24 protein-coding genes and 1 pseudogene are annotated in these 25,573 nt (G+C 38.2%); 23 read left to right on the top strand and 2 right to left on the bottom strand.

Annotated elements, in window-relative coordinates; translation table 11 throughout:
- Window positions 1–4 precede the first annotated feature (4 nt).
- The 9 genes from DV434_RS05975 (at window position 5) to hycI (ending at window position 9,279) form a co-directional block, all read left to right on the top strand.
- The gene (locus tag DV434_RS05975) at window positions 5–967 is read left to right on the top strand and encodes a respiratory chain complex I subunit 1 family protein (RefSeq protein ID WP_005631964.1); all 963 of its coding nucleotides are present in this window, start codon (window positions 5–7) and stop codon (window positions 965–967) included.
- Between the two features lie 9 nt (window positions 968–976).
- Window positions 977–2,422: a hydrogenase 4 subunit D gene (locus DV434_RS05980; RefSeq protein ID WP_005631962.1), complete on the top strand. Its 1,446-nt coding sequence runs from the start codon at window positions 977–979 to the stop codon at window positions 2,420–2,422.
- A gap of 10 nt (window positions 2,423–2,432) precedes the next feature.
- The gene (hyfE, locus tag DV434_RS05985; protein ID WP_005626080.1) at window positions 2,433–3,071 is read left to right on the top strand and encodes a hydrogenase 4 membrane subunit; all 639 of its coding nucleotides are present in this window, start codon (window positions 2,433–2,435) and stop codon (window positions 3,069–3,071) included.
- A 4-nt stretch (window positions 3,072–3,075) separates the two neighbouring features.
- Window positions 3,076–4,614, top strand: a complete 1,539-nt coding sequence (locus tag DV434_RS05990; RefSeq protein ID WP_005634691.1) for a hydrogenase 4 subunit F — start codon at window positions 3,076–3,078, stop codon at window positions 4,612–4,614.
- 19 nt (window positions 4,615–4,633) lie between these two features.
- Window positions 4,634–6,364, top strand: coding sequence for a hydrogenase large subunit (locus DV434_RS05995; protein ID WP_118784797.1), 1,731 nt, complete (start codon window positions 4,634–4,636; stop codon window positions 6,362–6,364).
- A 10-nt stretch (window positions 6,365–6,374) separates the two neighbouring features.
- A complete protein-coding gene (locus tag DV434_RS06000; RefSeq protein ID WP_005626087.1) occupies window positions 6,375–6,950 on the top strand; it encodes a formate hydrogenlyase complex iron-sulfur subunit in 576 nt (191 codons plus the stop codon).
- A complete protein-coding gene (locus DV434_RS06005; RefSeq protein WP_005626090.1) occupies window positions 6,947–7,723 on the top strand; it encodes an NADH-quinone oxidoreductase subunit B family protein in 777 nt (258 codons plus the stop codon). The genes DV434_RS06000 and DV434_RS06005 overlap by 4 nt, the downstream gene beginning before the upstream one ends.
- 697 nt (window positions 7,724–8,420) lie before the next feature.
- Window positions 8,421–8,828 (top strand): formate hydrogenlyase maturation HycH family protein, encoded by a 408-nt coding sequence (locus DV434_RS06010; RefSeq protein ID WP_118784796.1) that lies wholly within the window; start codon window positions 8,421–8,423, stop codon window positions 8,826–8,828.
- Window positions 8,821–9,279 (top strand): hydrogenase maturation peptidase HycI, encoded by a 459-nt coding sequence (hycI, locus tag DV434_RS06015; RefSeq protein ID WP_118784795.1) that lies wholly within the window; start codon window positions 8,821–8,823, stop codon window positions 9,277–9,279. Before DV434_RS06010 ends, hycI begins: the two co-directional genes overlap by 8 nt.
- Before the next feature lie 87 nt (window positions 9,280–9,366).
- Here the strand turns inward: hycI and hypF are convergent, their stop codons facing one another.
- Entirely contained in the window at window positions 9,367–11,637 is a 2,271-nt protein-coding gene (gene hypF / locus DV434_RS06020) for a carbamoyltransferase HypF (RefSeq protein ID WP_118784794.1), read from the bottom strand.
- A 99-nt stretch (window positions 11,638–11,736) separates the two neighbouring features.
- On the bottom strand, window positions 11,737–12,480 hold the full coding sequence (locus DV434_RS06025) for a YdcF family protein (RefSeq protein ID WP_118784793.1): 744 nt from the start codon (window positions 12,478–12,480) through the stop codon (window positions 11,737–11,739).
- A 141-nt stretch (window positions 12,481–12,621) separates the two neighbouring features.
- On the opposite strand from DV434_RS06025, the gene lsgA reads away from it, so the two are divergent.
- The 14 genes and pseudogenes from lsgA to DV434_RS06095 form a co-directional block, all read left to right on the top strand.
- Window positions 12,622–13,827, top strand: a complete 1,206-nt coding sequence (gene lsgA, locus DV434_RS06030; RefSeq protein ID WP_118784792.1) for a lipooligosaccharide flippase LsgA — start codon at window positions 12,622–12,624, stop codon at window positions 13,825–13,827.
- Window positions 13,824–14,738, top strand: coding sequence for a lipooligosaccharide biosynthesis sialyltransferase LsgB (gene lsgB / locus DV434_RS06035; protein WP_118784791.1), 915 nt, complete (start codon window positions 13,824–13,826; stop codon window positions 14,736–14,738). Before lsgA ends, lsgB begins: the two co-directional genes overlap by 4 nt.
- A 1-nt stretch (window position 14,739) precedes the next feature.
- Window positions 14,740–15,801, top strand: coding sequence for a lipooligosaccharide biosynthesis family 4 glycosyltransferase LsgC (gene lsgC, locus DV434_RS06040; protein WP_118784790.1), 1,062 nt, complete (start codon window positions 14,740–14,742; stop codon window positions 15,799–15,801).
- A gap of 11 nt (window positions 15,802–15,812) precedes the next feature.
- Complete coding sequence (lsgD, locus tag DV434_RS06045) at window positions 15,813–16,586, top strand: lipooligosaccharide biosynthesis galactosyltransferase LsgD (RefSeq protein WP_118784789.1); 774 nt, start codon at window positions 15,813–15,815, stop codon at window positions 16,584–16,586.
- An 11-nt stretch (window positions 16,587–16,597) separates the two neighbouring features.
- The gene (lsgE, locus tag DV434_RS06050) at window positions 16,598–17,479 is read left to right on the top strand and encodes a lipooligosaccharide biosynthesis N-acetyl-glucosamine transferase LsgE (RefSeq protein ID WP_118784788.1); all 882 of its coding nucleotides are present in this window, start codon (window positions 16,598–16,600) and stop codon (window positions 17,477–17,479) included.
- 9 nt (window positions 17,480–17,488) lie between these two features.
- On the top strand, window positions 17,489–18,292 hold the full coding sequence (gene lsgF / locus DV434_RS06055; protein ID WP_192881448.1) for a lipooligosaccharide biosynthesis galactosyltransferase LsgF: 804 nt from the start codon (window positions 17,489–17,491) through the stop codon (window positions 18,290–18,292).
- A gap of 8 nt (window positions 18,293–18,300) precedes the next feature.
- Window positions 18,301–19,410, top strand: coding sequence for a lytic murein transglycosylase (locus DV434_RS06060; RefSeq protein WP_118784787.1), 1,110 nt, complete (start codon window positions 18,301–18,303; stop codon window positions 19,408–19,410).
- 77 nt (window positions 19,411–19,487) lie between these two features.
- Window positions 19,488–19,973 carry a hypothetical protein gene (locus DV434_RS06065; RefSeq protein ID WP_192881447.1) on the top strand — a complete coding sequence of 162 codons (486 nt, stop codon included), beginning with the start codon at window positions 19,488–19,490 and terminating at the stop codon, window positions 19,971–19,973.
- A 97-nt stretch (window positions 19,974–20,070) separates the two neighbouring features.
- Window positions 20,071–20,745 carry an ABC transporter ATP-binding protein gene (locus DV434_RS06070; protein ID WP_118784785.1) on the top strand — a complete coding sequence of 225 codons (675 nt, stop codon included), beginning with the start codon at window positions 20,071–20,073 and terminating at the stop codon, window positions 20,743–20,745.
- On the top strand, window positions 20,732–21,214 hold the full coding sequence (locus DV434_RS06075; RefSeq protein ID WP_118784784.1) for a TlpA family protein disulfide reductase: 483 nt from the start codon (window positions 20,732–20,734) through the stop codon (window positions 21,212–21,214). The genes DV434_RS06070 and DV434_RS06075 overlap by 14 nt, the downstream gene beginning before the upstream one ends.
- Before the next feature lie 3 nt (window positions 21,215–21,217).
- Window positions 21,218–21,535 (top strand): c-type cytochrome, encoded by a 318-nt coding sequence (locus DV434_RS06080; RefSeq protein WP_118784783.1) that lies wholly within the window; start codon window positions 21,218–21,220, stop codon window positions 21,533–21,535.
- 141 nt (window positions 21,536–21,676) lie between these two features.
- Window positions 21,677–22,396 (top strand): NYN domain-containing protein, encoded by a 720-nt coding sequence (locus DV434_RS06085; protein WP_118784782.1) that lies wholly within the window; start codon window positions 21,677–21,679, stop codon window positions 22,394–22,396.
- Window positions 22,397–22,732: 336 nt separating this feature from the next.
- Window positions 22,733–22,861 carry an ESPR domain-containing protein gene (locus tag DV434_RS06090; RefSeq protein WP_118811545.1) on the top strand — a complete coding sequence of 43 codons (129 nt, stop codon included), beginning with the start codon at window positions 22,733–22,735 and terminating at the stop codon, window positions 22,859–22,861.
- 50 nt (window positions 22,862–22,911) lie between these two features.
- Window positions 22,912–25,573: pseudogene (locus DV434_RS06095) on the top strand (hypothetical protein); the annotation flags it as partial.

A 25,573-nucleotide genomic window follows, 5' to 3' on the forward strand; every position in this document is an offset into this window, starting at 1 on the left:
AATTATGATTTCATTACCTTCAGAAATTTCCACTTCCGCTGGAATGTTCCTTTTAGCCATTGTGCAAGCGTTAATTCTTCTTGCTTTGGCACCGCTCTTTTCAGGCATTTCACGGATGATTCGGGCTCGTATTCAATCTCGTCGTGGCCCGGGCTTGTTACAAGATTATCGCGACATTGCTAAATTAATGACGCGTCAAAATATTTGGCCAGATAATGCGGGTTGGGTATCTCGTGTTATGCCTTATGTGTTAATTAGCACAGTCATGGTGGTTGCGATGAGTTTACCCATGTTTACTCATCACTCACCTTTTGGGGCAGGCAGTGATTTAATCACCGTTATTTATTTGTTCGCGTTGTTCCGCTTTTTCTTCTCAATTGCGGGTTTGGATTCCAACAGTACGTTCTCAAGCTTAGGTGCAAGCCGTGAAGTAACATTAGGCGTACTTGTTGAACCAATCTTGATGTTGGCATTTATTGTGATTGCTTTAATTGCAGGTTCTACAAATTTTGCAGTGATTAGCACCGCACTTTCTAGCCAACCTTGGCAATATCCCGTTGCAACAGTAATTGCCTTAGTTGCCGCGGCTTTTGCGATTTTTATTGAAATGGGCAAAATTCCATTTGACTTGGCTGAAGCAGAACAAGAACTTCAAGAAGGTCCACTTACTGAATATTCAGGCCCGTCTTTCGCCTTATTGAAAGTCGGTTTGAGTTTAAAATCAATGGTGGTTGCCTCTATCTTTGTGAGCGTGCTTTTCCCATTCGGTGCAGCACAAGAGTTCACGGTAAGTGCGGTCATTTTAGGTATCGTTTCTTTCTTTGTGAAATTGCTCGTGGTATTTATCGCCGCATGTGTATTTGAAAACACATTGGCACGTACTCGCTTTATGCTAACAGGACGTTTAACTGTGGTCGGTTTCGGCATTTCAGTGTTGGCGTTTGTGTTTTACTTCACAGGATTGTAAGGAGGAAATATGGAACGTTTAGCACTAATTACAATCATTTTGCCGTTTGTCGGTGCGTTTATTGTGGGGTTGAACAAACAATCTTTCCCAAAAATTGCCACCATTTTTGCCGCACTTGCTACCCTTGGCACACTTGCTGTGGCGGGGCAGTGGTATGCAAATGGCGCACAATCTGTCACCTATGATTTAGTCAAATTTGGTGATACCGCAATCTTCGGCGTGACCTTAGATGCAGTGAGTACATTAATTGCCTTTGCCGTTGTGGGTTTAGGTTTCTTAATTTGCTTATATTCTTGTGGTTATTTAACCGATAAAAACCGTGAACATCCGCATAACGGATTACCTCGTTTTTATGCTTTCTTATTGATTTTCATAGGTGCAATGGCAGGCTTGGTGTATTCATCAACTTTAGCTGGTCAGTTGCTTTTCTTTGAAATCACTGGGGGATGTTCTTGGGCATTAATCAGCTATTATCAAAGCCAAAAAGCAATGGCGGCTGCGATGAAAGCGTTGATTATCACTCACGTCGGTTCATTAGGTTTATATCTTGCTGCGGCTTATTTATTTAGCCAATCTGGCACATTCTCTATCACCGCGTTAGAACATCTTGCGCCAGAAGCGAAAACTATCGTGTTATTTGGCGTGATGTTTGCTGCATGGGGTAAATCAGCGCAACTTCCAATGCAAATTTGGTTACCAAATGCGATGGAAGCGCCAACACCGGTCAGTGCGTATTTGCACGCAGCATCAATGGTAAAAGTGGGCGTCTATATTTTTGCTCGTTCCGTGATGTCTGCTGGTGAAATTCCTCACATTGTGGGTGAAGTGGGAATTGTGATGGCAATGATTACATTGATTTATGGTTTCTTAATGTATTTGCCACAAGCGGATTTAAAACGCTTACTTGCGTATTCAACTATTACTCAACTTTCTTACATTTTCATTGGGCTTTCTCTTGCAGCATTAGGTTCTAAATTAGCCTTTGTTGCAGCGATTGCTTATATCTTTAACCACGCCTTTGCGAAAAGTTTATTCTTCTTAGTTGCGGGTTCATTGAGTTATGCCACTGGTACACGTTCAATGCCTCGTTTACAAGGGATTATGCGCACCATGCCTGTTGTCGGTACTGGATTTGGTATTGCCGCATTGGCTATTGCTGGTGTGCCGCCATTTAACGGTTTCTTCAGTAAATTCCCATTATTTGCCGCAGGTTTTGACCTTGGACAAGAATATTCATGGGTAACTTGGTTAATGGTGATTGCGTTGATTGAATCTACGGCAACATTTGTTTGGTTGCTTTATAAATTTGGTCAATGCGTTATCGGTAAACCATCTGAAGACGTGCAAAATGCGCAACCATTGCCATTCTCTATGACATTTGTTTTAGTGATTTTAATGGTGATGTCTGTGTGTTCTAGCTTTATCGCTGCCTATTGGTTAGGCCTTGCGGGTTAAGGAGAGAATTATGTTAATGATCAATGTATTAGCGAGTTTGCTCATCATTACATCGCTTTGTGTCATTATGGCAAAAACCGCAAAAAAATCCGCGTTGTGCTATGGCTTACAGTCTCTTGTATTGGTGGTGTTATTCGTTTATTTGGCATTTGAAATGCAAGCTCACGAACTTTATATGTGGTCCATTAGTGCATTCATCACAAAAGTATTATTAGTGCCAGGAATTTTAATCTTTTCTTTACGAAAAATTGACGAAAGTCAAACTCCTGCAGGAATGAATGTCGCTTGGTTGATCCCGATCACATCTATCATCGTTTGCTTATGTTACTTTGTTGTCATTCCAGTGAACTTACCGTTAGTTGAACATTTAAAACCAGCGTTGTCAGTATCACTTAGCCACTTCCTTTTAGGTTTAGTGTGTATTGTGAGTCAACGCAATATTGTGAAGCAAGTTTTCGGTTATTGTTTAATGGAAAACGGTGCGCATTTAACTTTGGCTTTACTTGCCAACAATGCGCCAGAATTAGTTGAAATCGGCATTGCCACCGATGCGATTTTTGCGGTCATCATTATGGTGGTGTTGGTGAATAAAATTTACCGCACTTTCAACACTGTTGATGCTAAACAACTTATGAGTTTGAAGGGGTAACGCTATGTATGAACAATGGATAATTGCGTTATTAGTCGCACCTTTAGTCATCGCTTTTGAAAGCTTTGCACTACGCGGAACAAAAAATCGGACAGTTTGTACCGCATTCCATATTACCGGGTTAATTTTGATGTTGTTCTTTTCCGTACAAGTCATTTCTGGCGTGTTGGAAAAAGGCAGTATCAGTGCATTTAACAACTGGGTGTATGTTGATAGTCTTTCTGCCATTTTCTTAGGATTAATTGCTGTCGTGGGTTCACTTGCTGGTGTGTATTCCATCGGTTATATGAACACAGAATTGGAAGAAGGGCATATTGATTTTAAAACCTATGCTCATTACCACGGTTTCTTACACTTATTCTTCTTTACGATGATTGTGTCAGTTATCACCAATAACTTGATTTTAATGTGGGTTGCCATTGAAGCGACAACATTAAGCTCCGCGTTTTTGGTCGGTACTTACAAACAAAAAACATCCCTTGAAGCCGCGTGGAAATACATCATCATCTGTTCTGTGGGCGTCGCGTTTGGTTTATACGGCACACTTTTAACCTTTGCTAATGCAAATGGCGTGCTTGCCGATCCAAGCCAAGCGATTTTCTGGTCAGCCGTGAATCAACAAGCCACTGGTTTAAACCCAATGTTGATGTATATCGCGTTCGCTTTCGTATTGATTGGTTTCGGCACGAAGTGCGGTCTATTTCCAATGCATACTTGGTTATCAGACGCACACAGTGAAGCACCAAGCCCAGTGAGTGCAATTTTATCAGCGGTGTTATTAAACTGTGCAATGCTTGTGGTGTTGCGTTACTACACATTAGTTTCAAAAGCGGTTGGCGCAGAATTTCCACAAACTTTAATGTTGATCTTTGGTTTACTTTCAGTGCTTGTGGCGGCGTTATTTATCATCGTGCAATTTGATATTAAACGTATGCTTGCTTACTCAAGTATCGAAAATATGGGCTTAATCAGCTTCGCTTTTGGTCTTGGTGGCCCAATTGGGGTATTTGCAGGTTTACTTCACACCATCAACCACAGTCTTGCGAAAACCTTATTATTCTGTGCATCGGGTAATATTCTATTGAAATATAAAACCCGTGATATGAATCAAGTGCGTGGATTATGGCGTGTTGCACCAGTGAGTGCAGTGCTTTTCGCAGGTGGTGCGTTGGCATTGGGCGGTATCCCTCCATTTAACGTATTTGTGAGTGAATTTAGTGTTGTGGTCGCAGGGATTACAGCGGGTAAAACTTGGTTAGTTATTTTATGCTTAATTTTACTCACTATCGTGCTTGCAGGACTTGCCTTAATGCTATTAAAAACAGTGCTTGGCAAACAACCTGATAATGTGGAAGCAGGCGAAGTCAGTAAAGTCTCTTTGGCGGCAATGGCCATACTATTGTTGTTAATGTTTGTAATGGGTATCCATATTGCAGAGCCAATCTTGCAGTTACTAAAAAGTGCGGTAGGAATTGTGCTTGGATCTGAACATGTGTCCTTTGGCGATATGCTAGTTTTACCTTGGCAAAGTTTAGCGAAATGATCGACAACTGGGGGAAAAAATGGAATTAACTAAAAATACATCGGTCGATCCGGTAAAAATGCTCGGCAAAAATTATATTGAAGCCGTTAATGCAAAATTTCCGAATACCATTTTAGATGAGGAGTGGTCTACACTAAATCAAGTCACTTTAACGGTGAAAACCAATATGTTACCTGATGTGGTGGAATATCTTTACTATCAACATGAAGGCTGGTTGCCATTAGTTTTTGGTAACGATGAACGCTCAATTCATGGTCATTATGCCGTTTATTACGTGCTTTCTATGGAAGGTGTCGTCAAAACTTTTGTGACGATTAAAGCACTCGTAGATCCTGTTACACTCGAATTTCCTTCCGTGACACCGAAAGTCAAAGCGGCGGTGTGGGGCGAACGTGAATTATTCGATATGTACGGTTTAAAGGCCGTCGGTCTTCCCGATCAACGTCGTTTAGTGTTACCTGATGACTGGCCAGATGATCTTTATCCATTACGTAAAGATTCGATGGACTACCGTTTGCGTCCAGATCCGACTACGGCAACGGAAACCTATGAGTTTATTAACGAAAAAGGTGAAGCGCGTATTGTGCCTATCGGCCCTCTCCATATTACATCAGATGAACCGGGACACTTCCGTTTGTTTGTCGATGGGGAAGATATTATTGATGCGGACTACCGTTTATTCTATGTACACCGTGGTATGGAAAAATTGGCAGAAACCCGAATGGATTACGATCAAGTCAATTTCTTGGCTGACCGTGTGTGCGGTATCTGTGGCTTTACCCATAGCGTTGCTTATGCTAACTCTGTCGAAAATGCGTTAGGTATTCAAATTCCTGAACGGGCACAATGGATTCGTGCAATTTTGTTGGAAGTTGAACGTTTGCACAGTCATTTATTGAACTTAGGTTTATCTAGCCACTTTACTGGTTTTGATACTGGCTTTATGCAATTCTTCCGTGTTCGTGAAAAATCGATGACACTTGCGGAAGTGCTTACTGGTGCGCGTAAAACCTATGGTATTAACTTAATCGGCGGTGTACGCCGCGATATGTTGAAACACCAACGTGAACAATGCATTAAGCTTATTGCAGAAATGCGTGAAGAGCTTAAAACTTTGGTAGATATTTTACTCAATACGCCAAATATGGAACAACGTACTGTGGGCGTAGGAGTGCTTGATCGTCAAGTTGCGCGTGATTTCAGCCCAGTCGGACCGATGATTCGAGGTTCCGGCTTCGCACGTGATGTGCGTAAAATTCACCCTTTCTCTGGCTATGGCGATGTACCATTCAATATGTTCACCGAACAAGGTGGCGATGTGATTTCTCGTGTGAAAGTGCGGGTAAATGAAGTATTTGAATCCATGAATATCATTGATTATATGGTGGATAACTTGCCAACGGGTGCGATTATCACTGAAGGTTTCAATTACACCCCTGGACGTTTTGCCTTAGGTATCACGGAAGCGCCGCGTGGTGAAGATATTCACTGGTCAATGCTTGGCGATAACCAAAAATTATATCGCTGGCGTTGTCGTGCAGCGACTTATGCAAACTGGCCAACTTTACGTTATATGTTGCGTGGCAATACGGTATCAGATGCGCCACTTATCATTGGTAGCCTTGACCCTTGCTATTCTTGTACTGACCGTGTGACAGTGGTGGATGTACGTAAACGCAAAGCACAAACGGTTTCTTACAAAGAAATCGAACGCTACGGCATTGAACGTAAAAATTCACCATTAAAATAGGGGGCGCACAATGTTTAAATTACTTAAAACCGTATTAAATGCAGGGGATGTTACCACTAAATATCCGTTTAAACCCTATGAAGTTGATCCTGATTTCCGTGGTAAACCAGAACTGAACTCTGATCAATGTATTGTTTGTGCAGCCTGTACAATGGCATGTCCAGCTAATGCGCTTACCATGCGTACTGATCCTGAAACAGGCGAACGTACTTGGTCATTATTTTTAGGCCGCTGCATTTTCTGTGGCCGTTGTGAAGAAGTTTGCCCGACAAAAGCGATTCGTTTAAGCCAAGATTTTGAATTATCAGTCAGCAATAAACAGGATCTTTATCAAGAAACAACTTTCACTACCACGATTTGTCATCAATGTGGTCAACCTTTTGTTTCTCATAAAGAACTCAATTATGCAGTGGATTTATTCAAACAAACGTTGGATAACGATGAACTGGTAAAACATAAATTAGCGGTGCTCAACACTTGCCCAACCTGTAAACGCCAAAACAGTTTGGAAAAAACCGCCGATATGGAATCCAATATGCGCGTGAAATTGGCGTTATTTGATCACGTTAGGGAGATTGCAAGATGAACACACAAATCCCAATGCCCGTGAATGGTATTTCAACGCCATTTAGTGTGGATGAAAACATTGCGAAAATGAAACAAACTTTGTTGAAAAATATTCAACGTTCCGCTTATGTTTACCGTGTTGACTGTGGCGGTTGTAATGGTTGTGAAATTGAAATTTTTAGTACCATTACACCAACCTTTGACGCTGAACGTTTTGGGATTAAGGTTGTTGCATCACCTCGCCATGCGGATATTTTATTATTTACTGGTGCGGTAACTCGTGCAATGCGTACACCTGCAATGCGTGCTTATCAAGCTGCACCCGATCCAAAAATCTGTATTTCTTATGGAGCGTGCGGTTGTGGTGGTGGTATTTTCCATGACTTGTACTGCGTGTGGGGCGGTAGCGATCAAATTGTACCAATTGATGTGTATATTCCCGGTTGTCCTCCAACTCCAGCGGCGACTATTTATGGTTTTGCAATGGCACTTGGTTTACTTGATCAAAAACTCAAAGGTAAACAAGAAATTGCCGATCCTAATGCTGAGGCTAAATTACGTTTCCCAAATATTCCATTAGATTTACGTGTGGAATTAGAACGTGAAGCACGTCGTTTGGCAGGGTATCGACAAGGTGGAGACATTGCTAATCAATTTATGAGTATGATGTCTGAAAAAGATCAGGTTCCATTTGGAGTTCGCCTTGGCGAATTTTTGGAACGTGAAGCGGATCCTCGTTTGAGTGAAATCGTAAACCGATTACATGCAATTAGTATGCCGTTTTCGGGATAGTCTAACGATTGATAAATAAACTAATAGCTCCGTTTTGATTTCTGCCAAATCTCCCTTTACCCCTCTTTGCTAAAGAGGGGAATAAGTGCGGTCGATTTCAATCTAGTTTTCTGTATTAACAACAGAAAATTAAAATGAGAGAGAAGATACTTTATTGCTAAAGAAGAATCTCCTCTTTAGAAAAGAGAGGAATAAGAACGGTCAATTTCAATCTAGTTTTCTGCATTAACAACAGAAAATTAAAATGAGAGAGAAGATACTTTATTGCTAAAGAAGAATCCTCTCTTTGGCAAAGAGAGGAATAAGAGCGGTCCATTTCAATCTACTTTTCTGCATTAACAACAGAAAATTAAAATGAGAGAGATACTTTCTTGCTAAAGAAGAATCTTCTCTTTAGCAAAGAGAGGAATAAGAACGGTCAATTTCAATCTAGTTTTCTGGATTAACAACAGAAAATTAAAATGAGAGAGATACTTTCTTGCTAAAGAAGAATCTTCTCTTTAGCAAAGAGAGGAATAAGAGCGGTCAATTTCAATCTAGTTTTCTGCACTAACAACAGAAAATTAAAATGAGAGAGAAGATACTGTATTGCTAAAGAAAAATTCCCCTCTTTAGCAAAGAGGGGTAAGGGGAGATTTGGCAGTATTGATTAGCGAAGAAATTACGTTATTATTTTACAAGTTTTATAGGACGTACCATGACAACCCAAGTTTTTTTCTATTTACTCAATGAGCGTTTTGTTGAAAACGATGAGCAAGTTCCAGAGCAAGCCAAGCAAGTAATGTATTATTCTCTTGCGATTGGCCACCACGTTGGCGTGATTGATTGCTTTAAAAAATTGCTAATTTGTGATTATGCAGATTATCAACATTTTGTCGATACCTTCCCTGAAGGAGATGCAAAACGTAAGTTTGCGGGCTTAATGAAATTTGGCGAAATTGTGATTGATTCAAGTCATGTGAATTTATTGGCTAAGGCACTTGATGAAAATAGAGCCAAATTTTCGCCGGAACATCAAAAATGGGTCGATATTTTAATGGACACGCTTGCTTCCATCCAGCGTGAACCTGTGATGTATATTATGGTGAAACGTCGTGATGAATGAAAATGTAATCCTAACTGTTGGTAACACAATGATGGGCGATGATGGGGCTGGTCCTTATCTTGCTCAGCTTTGTAGTGAAAATCCGTTGCCAAATTGGACCGCACTTGATGGAGGTTCAGCACCAGAAAATATTGTGCACCAGATCCGTGCCATGAAACCAAAGCGTTTAATTATCTTTGATGCAACAGAAATGGAACTGCCGGTTGGCAAAATTCGTATTATCGATAAAGAACTCATTGCAGAAATGTTCTTCGTCAGCACTCATAATTTGCCACTTAATTTTTTAATCGAACAATTAGAGGAAGATATTCCTGAGGTTATTTTTATTGGTATCCAGCCCGATCTTGTTTCCTTTGGTTTTTCGATGAGTGAAGCTGTAAAAAGTGCGGTAGAATTTTTCTATGAATTTTTGAAGGATGGGGGCGATTTAGGCGAAATTACTCGATTGTAATTGCTTTCATTCATAAAAAACGATCGCTTAACTTGCGATCGTTTTTTTATATGTTAATAAGCAACATTTGCTAAAATGAATTTGGCATTAGCCAGACAATCTTGATGCGATCATCGCTTGCCCTAAACTTAATCCGCCATCTCCCATTGGATATTGATGTGCACTTAACACATTAAATTCTGCAAGCGCTTGTTTCAATAAACGACGTAATAATTGGTTATGCATTACACCGCCTGAAAGTACAATGGTTTTGCAATTGTGGCGTTTGGCTTGCTGACAAGCTAATTCAGCAAAACCTTTTGCCAGAGCATAATGGAAAATAAATGCTTTGTTTTCTTTTGAATCATCGTAAGCCAACCAATTTTGCCAAAATGTGGCTAAATTCAATTGATTATTTTTGATTGGCATTTTGACCTGAATATTGACCGCACTTTTTTCATCTTTGATAAAGTCAGATTGTGTGGCTAGCGCTTCTAAATAACAAGCAGCCTCTCCCTCCCAAGAGAGTTTGTCACCCACAATACCTAATCCATAAGCTACCGCATCAAATAATCTCCCAGCTGATGAAATAAGGGGAGAATTAAGATTACGTTCAATAGCATTGGAGAGTGGTTCCCAAGGCAATTCTGAACAATTTTTAGCTGCGATGTCACGCCAATTGGGTACAAATTTTTGAAGATGAGCAAGCCAATTACGCCAAGGTTGGGTGGCGGCAAGATCGCCACCAGGCAAAGCAACGGCAGGCAATCCACCTAAATGTTGAGATTGTTCACCATCCACTAATAAACATTCACCGCCCCAGAGTTGCCCGTTAGCCCCCATTCCAATACCATCTAAGACAAGACCAATGACTTTTTCATGACAATGATGTTCTGCCAATACGGCAGCAATATGTGAGTGATGATGTAAAACTTCCACATAAGGTACCGATAATTTTTTTGTGAGGCTTTTCCCCGTTTTTGAAGAAAAGTAACCTGAGTGTGCATCCACCGCGATTAAATCCGGTTTGAATTGATAAATTTGGCAAAATAAGTCGATATTATTTTCTAATTGTTGTTGCACAAGTTCATTAGCGGTATCACCAATATGTTGGCTAACAACGGCTTTATTTTGTTTTAGTAGGCAAAATGTATTTTTAAGATCAGAACCCAACGCTAAGATATTTTTTGTATTTTCCGTTTTCAATAGCATTTCATCAGGAACATAGCCACGTGCTCGGCGTAGCGTTTCTACACCATCAAAAGAGGCTCTCACTAAGCTATCATCAGCGCGTTGCAAAATATCGCGATTATGGCAAAGAGAGAAATCTGCCAAATAATTCAATTTTTTCACCGCACTTTCGTTATCTAAAACAGGTGGTTCGCCGCTAGGATTGGCAGATGTCATGACGAGCGGTTGATTGATTTCACGTAAAAGCAAATGCTGTAATGGATTACTCGGTAACATCACCCCAATTTCATTTAGATTCGGGGCGATATTTTCTGCGAGATTGGACACCTTATTTTTTTGTAACAAAACGATTGGTGCAGCTGTGCTAGTGAGTAGTTTGATTTCGGTTTCTGTTAAATTTTGTAAAAAATCCAAACTTGGCACCATGACGGCAAGAGGTTTGCTTGGACGATGTTTACGATCTCGCAGTAATTGAACCGAATCGAAATTCTGTGCATCACAAGCCAAATGAAAACCGCCGATCCCTTTGATTGCCAAAATTTTCCCTTTTTTGAGCAAAAGTGCGGTTTGTTTTAAGGCCGTTTGATGTGTTGCGAGTTGATGTTCGCTATCTTGTAACCAAATATGCGGGCCGCAAACTGGGCAGGCATTAGGTTGGGCATGAAATCGGCGATCAGCTGGATTTTTATATTCATGTTCACAATCTGGGCAGAAAGGAAAATCCGACATCGATGTATTTTTACGATCATAAGGAATTTTTTTGATGATCGTAAAACGAGGCCCGCAATGGGTGCAATTAGTGAAAGGGTAGTGATAGCGACGATTTTCAGGATTGAATAAATCCTCTACGCAAGCGGGACAAGTGGCGGCATCAGGCACAATTTGTGTGTCCATCGCATTGTTTTCGCTTTCTCGGATTACAAATTCAGTAAAGTGCGGTAGATTTTCCCAGTGTTTTTCACCTTGTTGAATATCTGTGATCAGTGCTAAAGGCGGTAGTTTTTCCTGTAAATCTTTTAAAAAATGTGTAAGCGCATCTTTTTCTGGATTTGCAAATCGAATTAACACTCCTTGCCCATCATTATTTACATCACCCTTTAGGCCATATTCATTTGCTAATAACCACACAAAAGGGCGAAATCCCACACCTTGCACTTTGCCTTTAATGCGTAATTCAATTCCGTTCATAACTTATTCTCTACATCGAATTGAGTGGTTTTTATGGTAACCGAAAATATATGTGCAAGCTGTGATTTTCATCAAAGAAGATTCGTTTTTATAAGCAAATTATTGTGCGTAATGGGCTTTCCAATAACCAATCCACTCTTTTAATAAAACCATATTGCTATTCAATGCACCTAAGTCAGGAACAAAAGATTTTGCAGATAGATTTCCTTTGCTACCATAGCTTGCCGCTGCAGCCGGAAGTACATTAAATCCTTGTTTTTCAAAAAGGTATTTGGCTCGTTTCATATGCCATTGATTTGTTACTAAAATAATTTTTTGAATATGATCTTTCACTAAAATATTTTTAGTAAAACTGGCATTTTCTTCCGTATTACGGGCTTTATTTTCGATCCATTGTGTTGGCACATTAAAGAATTGGTTAAGTTCTTTCGCCATTAAATCGCCTTCAGAAATGCCTATCAAAGAATAGCCAGTAGTTAAAATAGGCAAGCCTGTTTCTTTTTGTAAAAATGCCGCATAACGTAAACGTTCTAGTTGCGGTGCGCCAGAAGCTGTTTCTGCATACAGTTCTTTGGTTGGGTAAGATCCACCGCCTAATATCACGATGGCTTGAGCTTGTTTATAGTCATCTAGGGTAAGGGCTGGAGAATCATCATTATCTGTTAGCAATAAACCAGTAAAAGGCGCACTCATGACATAAAGCCAAGTGAAACTAATAAGCGCAATAAATTTGGCTAATTTTTTGAAATGAGCACGATAAAGAATCGCTGCAATAATCAGTAATACAAAGGTATTGAGAGGCGGTGCGATAAGTGCGGTAAGAAGTTTTCCTAGTTCTAACATAGATAAGATCCTTGATTCCTTGATATAGAGCGGTTTCATTATAATGATTAGTCATAGCTTGTCCATGTTGATTTTGTTAAAATAAGCCTCTTATTTTTTGATAAACAAACGCTCGAATTCATCAAAAGTGCGGTTATATTTATGAAAGTTTTTAAAGACAGTGTCATTTACCTTGTTGGGGAATTATCGTCAAAGTTAGTTCCTTTTTTACTTTTGCCTTATTTATCGCGTAAATTGGGTGTAGAAGGGTATGGATCACTTTCTTATTATCAAACTTTTTTAAGTTTATTTTTAATTGTGGTTTCTTTAACTCAAGAGGGCGCCATTTCCCGTTATTTTTATTTTTACGGAAAACGTTCATTAAATTTAGTAGTGAATACCGGCTATGCTTATACCACGATAATTGGCAGTATTATTTTAATTGGTTGTTGGATTGTTCAGTCTGAAATATTATTTTATGCTGCACTTTCCTCAATTTTCCAATCTTTTTTAAATGTTCAGTTAAGTGTAAGACAATGTCAGAAAAAGGCTTGGTCCTATGCGTTTATTCAATTTTCACTCACAGTCACTGGTGCGGTGTTTACCATCGCATTGCTCGAGTATTATCAAAATGATCTTGTTGAAAAAAGAATTTTGGCAATTTTATTGAGTAATTTAGTCGTCTGGTTTTTTTCTTATTTTCTTTACAGAAAGAGTGCGACATCTAAAAAATATCAATTTAAACATTATCAATCTGCATTATTTTATATTCTAGGATTTGGATTTCCGCTTATTTTGCATCATGCGAGCTTTTTCTTAAAAGGGCAGTTAGACCGTATTTTTATTTATCATAAATTCAGTGAAACAGATTTAGGGCTTTATGCAATGGGTGCTCAACTTGCTTTGGTCGTTTCTATTGCGATTCAAGCACTTAATAAAGCTATTATTCCCTATTTTTATGAAGCCTTAAAACAAAAAAAATTAGTAATTCAACAGCTACATAAATGGGCGTTATTTTCCTTTTTGCTGATACCTATTCCTGCTTTAGTCATGTGGATTATTCCTGAAGATGTGCTAGTTTGGATTTTAGGTAGTCAATTTGTGGGAACGAAATATTATTTTATTTTATTTTTAATTTCGACCACATTAAGTATTCCTTATTTAATTTTAGTTAATTATCTTTTTTATTATGGAAAAAATAAACTTATTTCCCAATGTTCCGTTTTATCTACAATCATTTATGTGGCGAGCCTTGTGGCTTTAACTTTTACAGAAATTAAATATATTCCTTATGCTGGGATTATTGGTTCGCTTTCCATTATTCCTATTCTTTATTTTATGACATCTAAAGTGAGTAAAACCCTATGAATCTCATTCTTTGTTGCACACCATTGCAAGTATTAATTGCGAGAAAAATCATTGAATTACATCCTAACGAGCAATTCTTTGGCGTCATGTTTGGTGGTGTATGGGATAAAAAAAGAACCTTGTACGCGAGTAAATTAGCAGAGGTTTGTAGTGATTCGATGAACATTGATACGGGAAAAGATCTAAAAGGTTTCGATTCTCTCAAGTTAATGCGCCAGCTCAAGAATAAAATTACACATAAAGGTTTTGATAAGGTTTTTCTCGCCAATCTTAATTCATTATGGCTACAAACTTATCTTAGTCATGTTTCATTTAAAGAGCTTTATACCTTTGATGATGGCTCAGATAATATTTTCCCACATCCTAATTTATTGAGAGAGCCTGACACATTTAAATATAAACTGATTAAAGCCTTTATTGGCGATAGATATAGTGTGCATAAATTATTTAACAAAATAAAAAAACATTATACGGTTTATCCTAATTACAAAAATATTGTTTCCAATATTGAAGCAATATCTTTATGGGATAATCAGATAGATTGTGAGATAGATGGTAAGGTCTCATTTTTTATCGGGCAACCATTATTAAATACAAAAGAAGAAAACATCTCATTAATTAAAAAGTTAAAAGAACAAATTCCTTTTGACTATTATTTCCCTCATCCAGCAGAAGATTACCGAGTGGAAGGGGTAAATTATGTTGAATCAGAACTTATTTTTGAAGATTACGTATTTAAGAATTTAGCAAATAAAAAGGTGATTATTTACACGTTCTTCAGTTCTGTTGCATTTAATTTATTAAGTCATCCTAATGTAGAAATTCATTTTATTAGAACGAGTATTCCAAGATGGCAATTCTGTTACGATTCATTTCCAGACCTTGGATTAACGATTTATAAGGAAATTTAAGATGAAAAAAATTGGTTTCTTTATTATGAATATCGAAAGTGCGGGTGGAACGGAGCGTGTTTCCATTAATGTTGCTAATGCTCTTGCTAAACAGGGATATGATGTTTCTTTTATTAGCATTGGCGGTAACAAGCCTTTTTTCCAAGTCGATGAAAAAATTAATATTTACGCAATGAATAAATTGCCCTATTCATTGAAAAAAGATTATTTTTCTATCACAAAAAAATTAAGAGAATTGGTTAAAGAATTACAGCTGGATACCTTAATTGTGGTTGATGGTGCGATTATGCTCTTTTCAGCTTTGGCATTGGTGAATTTAAATATAAAACATATTTTATGGGAACATTATTCCTTTAACTTTACTGGGAATCGTTTAGTTCGTACACTCGGTAAATATTTAGCTTCAACAAGATGTGATAAAGTCGTCACATTAACCGAGTCAGAAAAAACGCTGTGGCAAGAAAAATTTAAAACGAATAATATAATCAGTATTGCTAATCCAAATACACTTTTGCCAAAGAATAAATTAGCAAAATGGGAAAATAAAACCATTTTATCTGTAGGGCATTTATTTTCTTATAAAGGTTTTGATTATTTATTAAAAGCCTGGCAAGTTTTAGCAAAAGATCACCCAGATTGGAATTTAAAAATAGTGGGATCGGGTGAGGAAGAAGATAATTTAAAAAATCTTGCTAAAGCATTGGATATTGAAGATTCAGTTAATTTTATTCCTCGTACCAATGATGTCGCTTTTTATTATGAAAGCAGTTCAATTTATTGTTTACCTTCACAAACAGAAGGGTTGCCTTTAGTCGTTATTGAGGCGATGGCATTTGGCTTGCCTATTGTTGCCTTTAATTGTTCTCCGGGCGTAAAGCAATTAGTGGAACATAAAGAAAATGGTTTTCTTTGTGAACAAAATAATATTGAAGAAATGGTTAATGGTTTAGATTTATTAATGAATAATCCTGAACTTTATCAACAAATATCAGACAAATCTCGTTTAATGAGTGAAGATTATGGCATTGAGAAAATTATTGAAGAATGGAAAGCGATTTTATAAGGAATAATTTTATGTTAAAAAAATATTTGATCTCTTTAGATAAAGATATTCAACGTCGGGAATTATTCTTTTCTCAAAAAAATACTGAGGATTTCCAAATTTTTTCTGCCATTAATACTATGCAAAAAGATTGGAATGAATTAGCTGCTATTTTTAATATTGAACAATTTAAAGCACATTATGGACGTGATGTCACTAAGGGCGAAATAGGCTGTACATTAAGCCATCTTTCTGTGTACCAAAAAATTGTTGAAGACAATGACATCGCCGAAGATAGCTATGCGTTAGTTTGCGAAGATGACGCTTTATTCCACCAAGATTTTCAGAAAAATTTAACCGCACTTTTAGCAGAAAAACTTGAGTCTGAAATTGTATTGGTTGGACAATCAAAGATTAATGATTTCAATGATGTCGATTTAGAAATTAATTACCCGACAACTTTTTCTTTTTTATGCAAAAAAACAGGCGATGTAAATTACGCTTTCCCTTATAAAAGTTATTTTGCTGGCACGGTGGGGTACCTTATAAAAAAATCAGCTGCAAGAAGATTTATTCAGCAAATTTCTCAAAACAAACCATTTTGGTTAGCGGATGATTTTTTACTCTTTGAACAGGATTTTAATATAAGAAATAAAGTGGTTCGCCCTCTCATGGTTATTGAAAATCCTGTATTGATAAGCAATTTAGAAAGTATACGTGGATCTTTATCAAATAATTTGTTTAAAAAATTAATAAAATATCCATTGAAAAAAATCTTTGCGATTAAGAAAAATTTGGCTAATTAAAGGAAGGAATTATGTTAAGCATTATTGTGCCTTCTTATAATCGAAAAGCAGAAGTGCCTGCTTTATTAGAAAGTTTAACTCAACAAACATCGACCCATTTTGAAGTGATTATTGTGGATGATTGCTCCAAAGAGAGAGTAGTCGTTGAGCAACGCTATTCTTTCCCAGTTACAGTGATTCGTAATGAAACGAATCAAGGTGCAGCAGAAAGTCGTAATATTGGTGCGCGTGCATCAAAGGGAGATTGGTTACTTTTTCTCGATGATGATGATCGTTTTATGCCGGAAAAATGTGAAAAAGTATTACAAGTGATTGAGCAAAATCCAGACATTAATTTTATTTATCATCCAGCTAAGTGTGAAATGGTCAATGAAGGGTTTACTTATGTGACTCAACCGATTGAACCTCAAGAAATCTCGACAGAACGTATTTTGTTAGCCAATAAGATTGGTGGCATGCCAATGGTTGCGATTAAAAAAGAGATGTTTTTAAAAATAGGCGGATTATCCACGGCACTTCGTTCTTTGGAAGACTATGATTTCTTGTTAAAACTGCTACAAGAGCCAAGTTTTACCCCTTATAAAATTAATGAACCTCTAACTTATTGTACTTTCCATACCAAACGTTCAAGTGTATCTACGGATACTACTAACACGCAAAAAGCCATTGATTATATTCGTGAGCATTATGTGAAAACGGTAGAGCAAGCTCGTAATTTTGATATTAACGCGAGCTATATTTTGGCTTATCCCCATATCATGAATTTATCGCGTAAAGCAGCGAAATATTATTTTGATCTTTTTAAGAAAACAAAAAACATTAAGCAATTCATTATTACGTTGGTTATTTTAATTTCGCCAAAATTAGCCATTAATTTAAAACGGTTTATGTAGGAAAATAAAATGAAATTTTCAGTCCTAATGTCCTTATATATTAAAGAAAACCCTCAATTCTTGCGGGAGTGTTTTGAAAGTCTTGTTGCACAAACTCGTCAAGCAGATGAAATTGTATTGGTTTTTGATGGCGCAGTAACGCCAGAATTAGAATCTGTTGTGACGGAGTTTGAAATAAAACTGCCATTAAAATTAGTTAAATTGCCGCAAAATAGAGGATTAGGCAAAGCCTTGAACGAAGGTTTATTGCATTGTACTTATGATTGGGTTTTCCGTATGGATACCGATGATATTTGCGTGCCTGATCGTTTTGAAAAGCAAGTAGCGTTTATTGAACAGCACCCTGAAACCATTATTTTTGGCGGACAAATTGCTGAATTTGGTGAAAATGTAAATGATATTGTGACATATCGTAATGTGCCAACATCGGCTCAAGACATTATCAAATTCACGCAAAAACGTTGTCCGTTTAATCACATGACGGTGGCATATCAAAAAAGTGCGGTCATTAATTGTGGTGGATATGAAGATCTTCAAGAAGATTATTATTTGTGGATCAAACTTGTTGCACAAGGTTTATATGTGGCGAATTTGCCTGATATTTTAGTTTATGCTCGAGTAGGAAATGGCATGGTGAGTCGTCGCCGTGGTGTCAATCAAGCCAAGGCAGAATGGCGTTTGTTTAAATTAAAATATCGTTTGGGAATTCAAGGATTATTATCTGGATTATTTACTTTTGCATTGCGCTTTGGTTCTCGTTTATTGCCAACCTCGTTATTGAAAAACTTTTATCAAACTTTTTTACGTAAATAGGAAATCCGATGAAATTGAATATGTTATTTAAAATTTCTGCATTATCCACCGCACTTTTTTTAGTTGGCTGTTCTAGTTCGTCTGATATTAAGCCAGTGGTCAATAGCACCAGTTATACTAAGCAAAGAACACCAGAAAATTTTAATGATTATGTTCAATTTTTAAAAGGTAAAGCAGCCGCTGAAGGCGTGTCATTATCGGTATTAAATGCTCAAAATAATATTCTCTATATGCAAAAGGCAGTAGATTTAGATCGTGAACAAGCCGGTAAAATTCGTAAAAGAGATCCTAATTCCCCTCCAGTGCCTAATCCGAATGGCACGAGCAATTATCTCAATAGAGTGCTGACTCAAAATAAAGTGAATGTCGCGGCTAAGCGTTATTGGGAAGTGCAAGTGCCATTGCAAAAAGCAAGCCAAAAATATGGTGTTCAGCAGGAGTATTTGCTTGCGTTATGGGGAATGGAAAGTAGTTTCGGGCATTATCAAGGCAAATATGATGTACTTTCTGCCGTGGCAACCTTGGCTTTTGAAGGTCGTAGAGAAAAATTATTTACGAAAGAATTTATCTCAGCCATGAAAATGCTTGAAAAAGATCATATTCAACGTGAACGTATGTTAGGTTCATGGGCGGGCGCGATGGGACAAACTCAGTTTATGCCAAGCACTTTCTTACGTTATGCGGCTGATGGAAATAATGATGGCGTAAAAGATATTTGGAAAAACCAGTTTGATACTTTCGCTTCTATCGCCAATTATTTGCATACAGTAGGCTGGGATAATACTTTGCCTTGGGGCGTAGAGGTGATGCTTACGCAACCTATTGATTTGAGTTATTCTGGCACAGAAAGCAATAAAGCTCGCTCTTTGAAAGATTGGCAAGCTATGGGGTTAATTTTAAAAAGCATAAATCCACAGGAGCAAGCAAAATTAAGTATACTTGAAAATGCTCAGCTTTGGTTAGTTCGCCCTGATCGCGAAGCGGGCAGAGCATTTTTAGTTTCAAATAATTTCCGTACTATTTTAGATTGGAATAAATCTAATTATTTTGCGTTGAGCATCGGTATGTTTGCTGAACGGATTAGGGATAACTTAATAAATATGTATAGAGAAAACTGAATTTAAATTTTACTTTTTTATTAGAAGTTTAAATTATGTTAAGATGTAACGATATAGTATTTAATTGTTTATGTAAAATGGTGGGACTAAATGAGCAACTTCAAAATAAACTTAGAAAAAGTCGTAATGGGTTTATGTTCATCGGTGGAGTAACCTACTATCTAGGCGACCTTGAAATTAATTATATGGATGAGTTATTAAAGATAGCACAAAAATCAATATCTGGTGATTATGATGCGTTATTCTTTAAAGGTCACCCAAGTTATTTATCCGATAAATTTAATTATCCTATATTACAAGCTATTGATAATATCATAGAAATCCCAAAAGAACTTCCTACTGAAGTACTGTTAATAACAGGTTTGCTTCCTAGCAAGGTTGGTGGGGTAAATAGTTCAATTTTCTTCTCATTACCTAAAGAAAATATATCCCATATCGTATTTACTGATGAAAAATATTATTGCGATGATATTTCTAATTACAAATTTATAGAAATATTACTCAGGGTAGGATGCGTAAAAGAAGAACAAATATTTTCTTGGTATGATTTTATTAAAACTTAAGGAATCGTAGTGGCATTAGTATTGATGCTATACTGCAAAAATAAAAGTAACCCATTATAACTAACCCTGTGTATATTTACTCACGGAAGGTAAAACCATGACCAACTTTGTAATAGAAACCCAACATTTATATAAACGCTTCGGGCAAGTGACCGCGCTGGAAGATATTAATATTCAAATCAAACAAGGGGAATTTGTAGCCATTATGGGGGCTTCTGGCTCCGGCAAAACTACGCTGATGAATATTTTAACGGGCTTAGATACTGCTAGTGAAGGTAAAGTGATTTTGGATGGTATTGATGCTGCCCAATTAGATGAAGTCGGTCGTCAGCGTTTCCGCGCAGAAAAAATCGGCTTAGTATTTCAACAATTCCATTTAATCCCTTATTTGACCGCACTTGAAAACGTGATGCTGGCACAACATTATCACAGTGTGATTGATGAAGCATCTGCCAAAGCGGTATTGGAGCAAGTAGGCTTAGGTCATCGCATTGACCACCGCCCTAGCCAACTTTCAGGAGGTGAGCAACAACGTGTTTGCATTGCGCGTGCGTTAGTGAATCAACCGCCCGTTATCTTTGCTGATGAACCAACGGGAAATTTAGACGAGCAAAATGAATCGTTGGTTTTAGATTTGCTCACAAAACTTAATCAACAAGGGCGCACCATTGTAATGGTGACGCATAATCCAGAATTGGGTGAACTCACCGATCGTGTTATTTATTTACATCACGGAAAATTTGTAAAGGAAGAAAATCATGCGAACAAATAAACTATTAAAATTAGTTGCCATAAGTGCGGTTATTTTTGGCGCTGTTTCTTGTAAAGATGAAGTTGCCTCAGTAGGGCAAAAAGCACCTGATATTGCCGCCTATGATCTTCAAGGTAATCCTGCAAACCTTGAGAATTGGAAAGGCACACGCTTACTTATTTTTTGGTCAGAAACTTGCGGACGTTGTATCGCAGAGTTAAAAGAATTTGAAAAACTCGCAGAAGAGAATCCAGGAAAAGTTTCACTGATTGCGATTAATGTAGATAGCGATAAAATGGACACCAAAGCCGTCGTGGCTAAACGTGAACTCCATTTGCCTGTAATTAAAGATCAAATGAAAATTACCGCTGAACGTTATCAACTTATCGGCACGCCAACTTCATTTGTCATTAGTCCTGAAGGAAACATTCAAGCTAAATATGAAGGCAAAATTCCCGAAGACGATTTAAATAAATTATTTAAAGGATAACCAATGAAACGAATTTACAAAGCTACTCTACTCTCTTTAAGTTTGCTCACCGCCAGCCAATTTGTATTAGCAGATGTTGATATGGAAAAAGCTGAAAATTTTTATAAACGAACCTGTGCCACTTGCCACGGAAAATCCGCTGAAAAATCAGCATTAGGTCAATCCAAAATTATCAATACGCTAAATTCAGAGGAAATTTACACCGCACTTTCCGATCGTAAAAGCGGAAAAATACAAGGTGCAGGTAATATGATAAAAGGAAGATTGAGTGAAGAAGAGATAAAAATGCTGTCTGAGTTTGTGCCAACATTAAAAAAATAAAAGCTATACAATAATAGTTCTTGCACAAAAAATTCTTTTGTTATACACTCCTTTGCAATTCAACCCTGTAGCAGTAAGCCTTATCAATCATCCAGATATTGTGCCGAACCTCAGGGTTTCTTTGTTTATCATGGAGAATAAATGTCTACTGCAATTCTTATTGACGGAGCTTACTTTATTAATCGAGTAAGGCACTTTGAACCACATAATTATTTTAATGCACAAAGAATTGCAGATTTAGCGATTCGTTGTGCAATGCTACACCTATCAGATAAAAAAAGAGCAAATGAAAAAACTGTTAGGAAAGAGTTATATCGGATTTTCTTTTATGACTGTCCACCGATAGCAAAAAAAATGCATAACCCTATTACAAAAAAAGCTATCGATTTTTCAAAATCTGATGAAGCCATATTTAGACTTGAATTACATCAAAAATTACTTAAAAAAAGAAAACTAGCCTTGCGTTTAGGTGATCTAGCAAAAACAGCAGAGTGGGTCATTAAGCCAGATATAGAACAGTCTATTTTAAAAGGGAAAAGGGATTTAAAACTGACACCATTAAAAGAAAACGAAGTGATCATTAATACTCGTCAGAAAGGTGTTGATATGAGAATTGGTATTGATATCACAACCTTGTCATTAAAAAAACAAGTGACTCAAATAGTCTTAATTGCGGGTGATTCTGACTTTGTTCCCGCTGCAAAACTTGCTAGACGTGAAGGAGTTGATTTTATATTAGATCCCATTCATAAAAATATACCTGATAAACTCAATGAACATATTGACGGTTTACGCACCACATACTTTAAAAAATCTCAACAAAATAGTTTAGTCAATGATGATACCTATATAAATATCTAATTTTATCCTATTCAAAAAAATATAATTTCATAAAGTATTCTGTCCATATAAAAAATTTTCACCCCTCATACAACCAAAATATAATACTAATTAAAGGCTATCTTACAGAGATAGCCTCGTCTTATAACAAGAAAACGTTTCCCTCTCCCTACACGCTAATCTTTACATAACTTTACAAAAATATGATGTTTTTATCGTCTAATGTATGACAAAATACGCGGTCTGTTTTGAATTATAGGATTCTTATTTCTTGATTTTACCGTGAAATTAAGAGGTAACCAATAGCAGGACATGGTGTGCTGCTATTTTTTATCAATTATTTTAGGAAACTAATTAATGAACAAAATTTTTAAGATAATTTGGAATAAAACGACGCAACGATTGGAAGTTGTATCTGAGTTAGCTAAGTCACAAGGAAAAGCAGCCGCCACAACAGATAACCGTGTTTCTGCGGGGGGGGGGTAGCCTCAACCAAAGGTAAACCGTCCTTTACATTAACCCTACTGGCATTGTCGATGTTGATGTTGTCTGGTGAGGTTTTTGCTCATGATTATAGTGACGCAGCCTCAAAGGGTGATACACTAGTTTGGGGGAAGGCTAATACAGCAACAGGCAGTGTTCATAATAGTAATTATAAGTTACCTATCATTGTTGGAGCAGCGAATAACGCGGGCACTAGCGGCGCAAATGAAAATGGTGCCGCAGTAAATATATTTGGTCGAAACAACAAAGCAAACGCAGGTAAAATCGTTACCGTCGTCGGGACTGGCAATGAAATAACATCAAGTGCTGCTACAGAAAACAAAGCTAAGTTATTTGTAGCGGGTAATAATGTTAGTGTGGTAAACCCTTCAGAACTAGGAACTTATATTGGTAATAATGTAAGTGCTAACGCATCACCACTTTCTATTGGTAATAATGTCTTAACACAAATTGGTGGTGTGGGAATTGGTTATGATATTGAATTAAAGGCTCGTCGTGTTCTAGAAAATGGTAGTTATCATGTAATTCCTAATACTACTACCCAGGAGCCAACAGGAATGGCACTAGGTGGCAATATTAAAGGATTTGGTGATAATGTTTATCTTGGACGTAGTATCACTTTAAAACCAACAACAGATAGCGGCCAAAATATTGCAAATGACGCAACAAAGGATAATAGAAATAGCGTCTATGTAGGTCATAATATTACTACAAAAGGCGCAAAAAACAGCGTATTGATGGGGCAAGGTATTACTTCAAATGATGATGTGGGTCATCATTCTGTTGCCTTTGGTACAAATATCACATTAGGATCAACCAACAAACAAACTGAAGATTTAACCGCGATTGGTTCACATATTAATATCACAACAAATGCTAAAAGAAGTGTTGTCGTAGGTAGTAAAGTAAATGCATCAGCTGAAGACGCAGTCGCTATTGGTACAAGTGCAAGTGCCGCAAGACAAGGCGATGTTGTACTTGGTGCGGATTCTGCCACAACTACAAGTACCAACAGTGATTTATCTGATTGGCACGTGGCTGGCGAAAACTTAAAAACACATTACGACAAAAACGATATCAAACAAACCAGCGGTAAAGGCGTGGTTTCTGTGGGTAGCGGTACCGTTAAACGCCAAATCAAAAACGTTGCTGCAGGCGATGTCACTGCCTCCTCAACAGATGCAGTGAACGGCGCGCAGTTATATGCCTTATCCACCAAAGTTGGTTTATTCAAAATCAAAGCTGGGGACAATGAAACCGAGCTAACTTCAAGCACAGATAAACCAATCAAATTTAAATCAGAAAATGCTAACCTTGTTGTTTCCGCAAGCACTACTGACAATACCGTAAAATTCAAATTAGGTGATAATTTGTCTGTAACAACAGTAAGAACAACAGGCGCAATAACAGCCACAGGTGGCGTTAATGCAAATGGTGTAACTATTGGACAAAATGGCGTGGCGATAAATGCCAACAATAAAAAAATTACAGGATTAGCTGACGCCACACTTTCAGCCACTAGCACAGATGCTGTAACTGGCAAACAACTAAACCAAACAAACCAAAATGTAACCACTGCTGCAAGTACAGCAAGTTCAGCATTAACTAAAGCAACTGCGGCTTCAACTGCAGCATCTACTGCAGACAGCAAAGCGGTAGCAGCGTCTACAGCAGCTTCTACTGCAGACAGCAAAGCAGTGGCCGCATCCACGGCCGCATCAACGGCAGACAGCAAAGCAGTGGCCGCATCCACGGCCGCATCAACGGCAGACAGCAAAGCAGTGGCCGCATCAACGGCCGCATCAACCGCTGACTCTAAAGCAACTGCGGCTTCAACTGCAGCATCTACTGCAGATAGCAAAGCGGTAGCCGCGTCTACAGCAGCATCTACAGCTGACAGCAAAGCGGTAGCAGCGTCTACAGCAGCATCTACTGCAGACAGCAAAGCGGTAGCAGCGTCTACAGCAGCATCTACAGCTGACAGCAAAGCAGTGGCCGCATCCACGGCCGCATCAACCGCTGACTCTAAAGCAACTGCGGCTTCAACTGCAGCATCTACTGCAGACAGCAAAGCAGTGGCCGCATCCACGGCCGCATCAACCGCTGACTCTAAAGCAACTGCGGCTTCAACTGCAGCATCTACTGCAGACAGCAAAGCGGTAGCAGCGTCTACAGCAGCATCTACAGCTGACAGCAAAGCGGTAGCCGCGTCTACAGCAGCATCTACAGCTGACAGCAAAGCGGTAGCAGCGTCTACAGCAGCTTCTACTGCAGACAGCAAAGCAGTGGCCGCATCCACGGCCGCATCAACCGCTGACTCTAAAGCAACTGCGGCTTCAACTGCAGCATCTACTGCAGACAGCAAAGCGGTAGCAGCTTCAACTGCAGCATCTACTGCAGACAGCAAAGCAGTGGCCGCATCAACGGCCGCATCAACCGCTGACTCTAAAGCAACTGCGGCTTCAACTGCAGCATCTACAGCTGACAGCAAAGCGGTGGCCGCATCCACGGCCGCATCAACCGCTGACTCTAAAGCAACTGCGGCTTCAACTGCAGCATCTACTGCAGACAGCAAAGCGGTAGCAGCGTCTACAGCAGCTTCTACTGCAGACAGCAAAGCAGTGGCCGCATCCACGGCCGCATCAACCGCTGACTCTAAAGCAACTGCGGCTTCAACTGCAGCATCTACTGCAG

Origin of the sequence: Haemophilus haemolyticus, assembly GCF_003493685.1 — a bacterium.
GTDB classification, from domain to species: Bacteria; Pseudomonadota; Gammaproteobacteria; order Enterobacterales; family Pasteurellaceae; genus Haemophilus; species Haemophilus haemolyticus_O.

Bases quoted from the DNA above. Each gene is read 5' to 3' on its own strand.
- DV434_RS05975 (WP_005631964.1), top strand. From the start codon at position 5: ATGATTTCATTACCTTCAGAAATTTCCACTTCCGCTGGAATGTTCCTT.
- DV434_RS05980 (WP_005631962.1), top strand. From the start codon at position 977: ATGGAACGTTTAGCACTAATTACAATCATTTTGCCGTTTGTCGGTGCG.
- hyfE (WP_005626080.1), top strand. From the start codon at position 2,433: ATGTTAATGATCAATGTATTAGCGAGTTTGCTCATCATTACATCGCTT.
- DV434_RS05990 (WP_005634691.1), top strand. From the start codon at position 3,076: ATGTATGAACAATGGATAATTGCGTTATTAGTCGCACCTTTAGTCATC.
- DV434_RS05995 (WP_118784797.1), top strand. From the start codon at position 4,634: ATGGAATTAACTAAAAATACATCGGTCGATCCGGTAAAAATGCTCGGC.
- DV434_RS06000 (WP_005626087.1), top strand. From the start codon at position 6,375: ATGTTTAAATTACTTAAAACCGTATTAAATGCAGGGGATGTTACCACT.
- DV434_RS06005 (WP_005626090.1), top strand. From the start codon at position 6,947: ATGAACACACAAATCCCAATGCCCGTGAATGGTATTTCAACGCCATTT.
- DV434_RS06010 (WP_118784796.1), top strand. From the start codon at position 8,421: ATGACAACCCAAGTTTTTTTCTATTTACTCAATGAGCGTTTTGTTGAA.
- hycI (WP_118784795.1), top strand. From the start codon at position 8,821: ATGAATGAAAATGTAATCCTAACTGTTGGTAACACAATGATGGGCGAT.
- hypF (WP_118784794.1), bottom strand. From the start codon at position 11,637: ATGAACGGAATTGAATTACGCATTAAAGGCAAAGTGCAAGGTGTGGGA.
- DV434_RS06025 (WP_118784793.1), bottom strand. From the start codon at position 12,480: ATGTTAGAACTAGGAAAACTTCTTACCGCACTTATCGCACCGCCTCTC.
- lsgA (WP_118784792.1), top strand. From the start codon at position 12,622: ATGAAAGTTTTTAAAGACAGTGTCATTTACCTTGTTGGGGAATTATCG.
- lsgB (WP_118784791.1), top strand. From the start codon at position 13,824: ATGAATCTCATTCTTTGTTGCACACCATTGCAAGTATTAATTGCGAGA.
- lsgC (WP_118784790.1), top strand. From the start codon at position 14,740: ATGAAAAAAATTGGTTTCTTTATTATGAATATCGAAAGTGCGGGTGGA.
- lsgD (WP_118784789.1), top strand. From the start codon at position 15,813: ATGTTAAAAAAATATTTGATCTCTTTAGATAAAGATATTCAACGTCGG.
- lsgE (WP_118784788.1), top strand. From the start codon at position 16,598: ATGTTAAGCATTATTGTGCCTTCTTATAATCGAAAAGCAGAAGTGCCT.
- lsgF (WP_192881448.1), top strand. From the start codon at position 17,489: ATGAAATTTTCAGTCCTAATGTCCTTATATATTAAAGAAAACCCTCAA.
- DV434_RS06060 (WP_118784787.1), top strand. From the start codon at position 18,301: ATGAAATTGAATATGTTATTTAAAATTTCTGCATTATCCACCGCACTT.
- DV434_RS06065 (WP_192881447.1), top strand. From the start codon at position 19,488: ATGGTGGGACTAAATGAGCAACTTCAAAATAAACTTAGAAAAAGTCGT.
- DV434_RS06070 (WP_118784785.1), top strand. From the start codon at position 20,071: ATGACCAACTTTGTAATAGAAACCCAACATTTATATAAACGCTTCGGG.
- DV434_RS06075 (WP_118784784.1), top strand. From the start codon at position 20,732: ATGCGAACAAATAAACTATTAAAATTAGTTGCCATAAGTGCGGTTATT.
- DV434_RS06080 (WP_118784783.1), top strand. From the start codon at position 21,218: ATGAAACGAATTTACAAAGCTACTCTACTCTCTTTAAGTTTGCTCACC.
- DV434_RS06085 (WP_118784782.1), top strand. From the start codon at position 21,677: ATGTCTACTGCAATTCTTATTGACGGAGCTTACTTTATTAATCGAGTA.
- DV434_RS06090 (WP_118811545.1), top strand. From the start codon at position 22,733: ATGAACAAAATTTTTAAGATAATTTGGAATAAAACGACGCAACGATTG.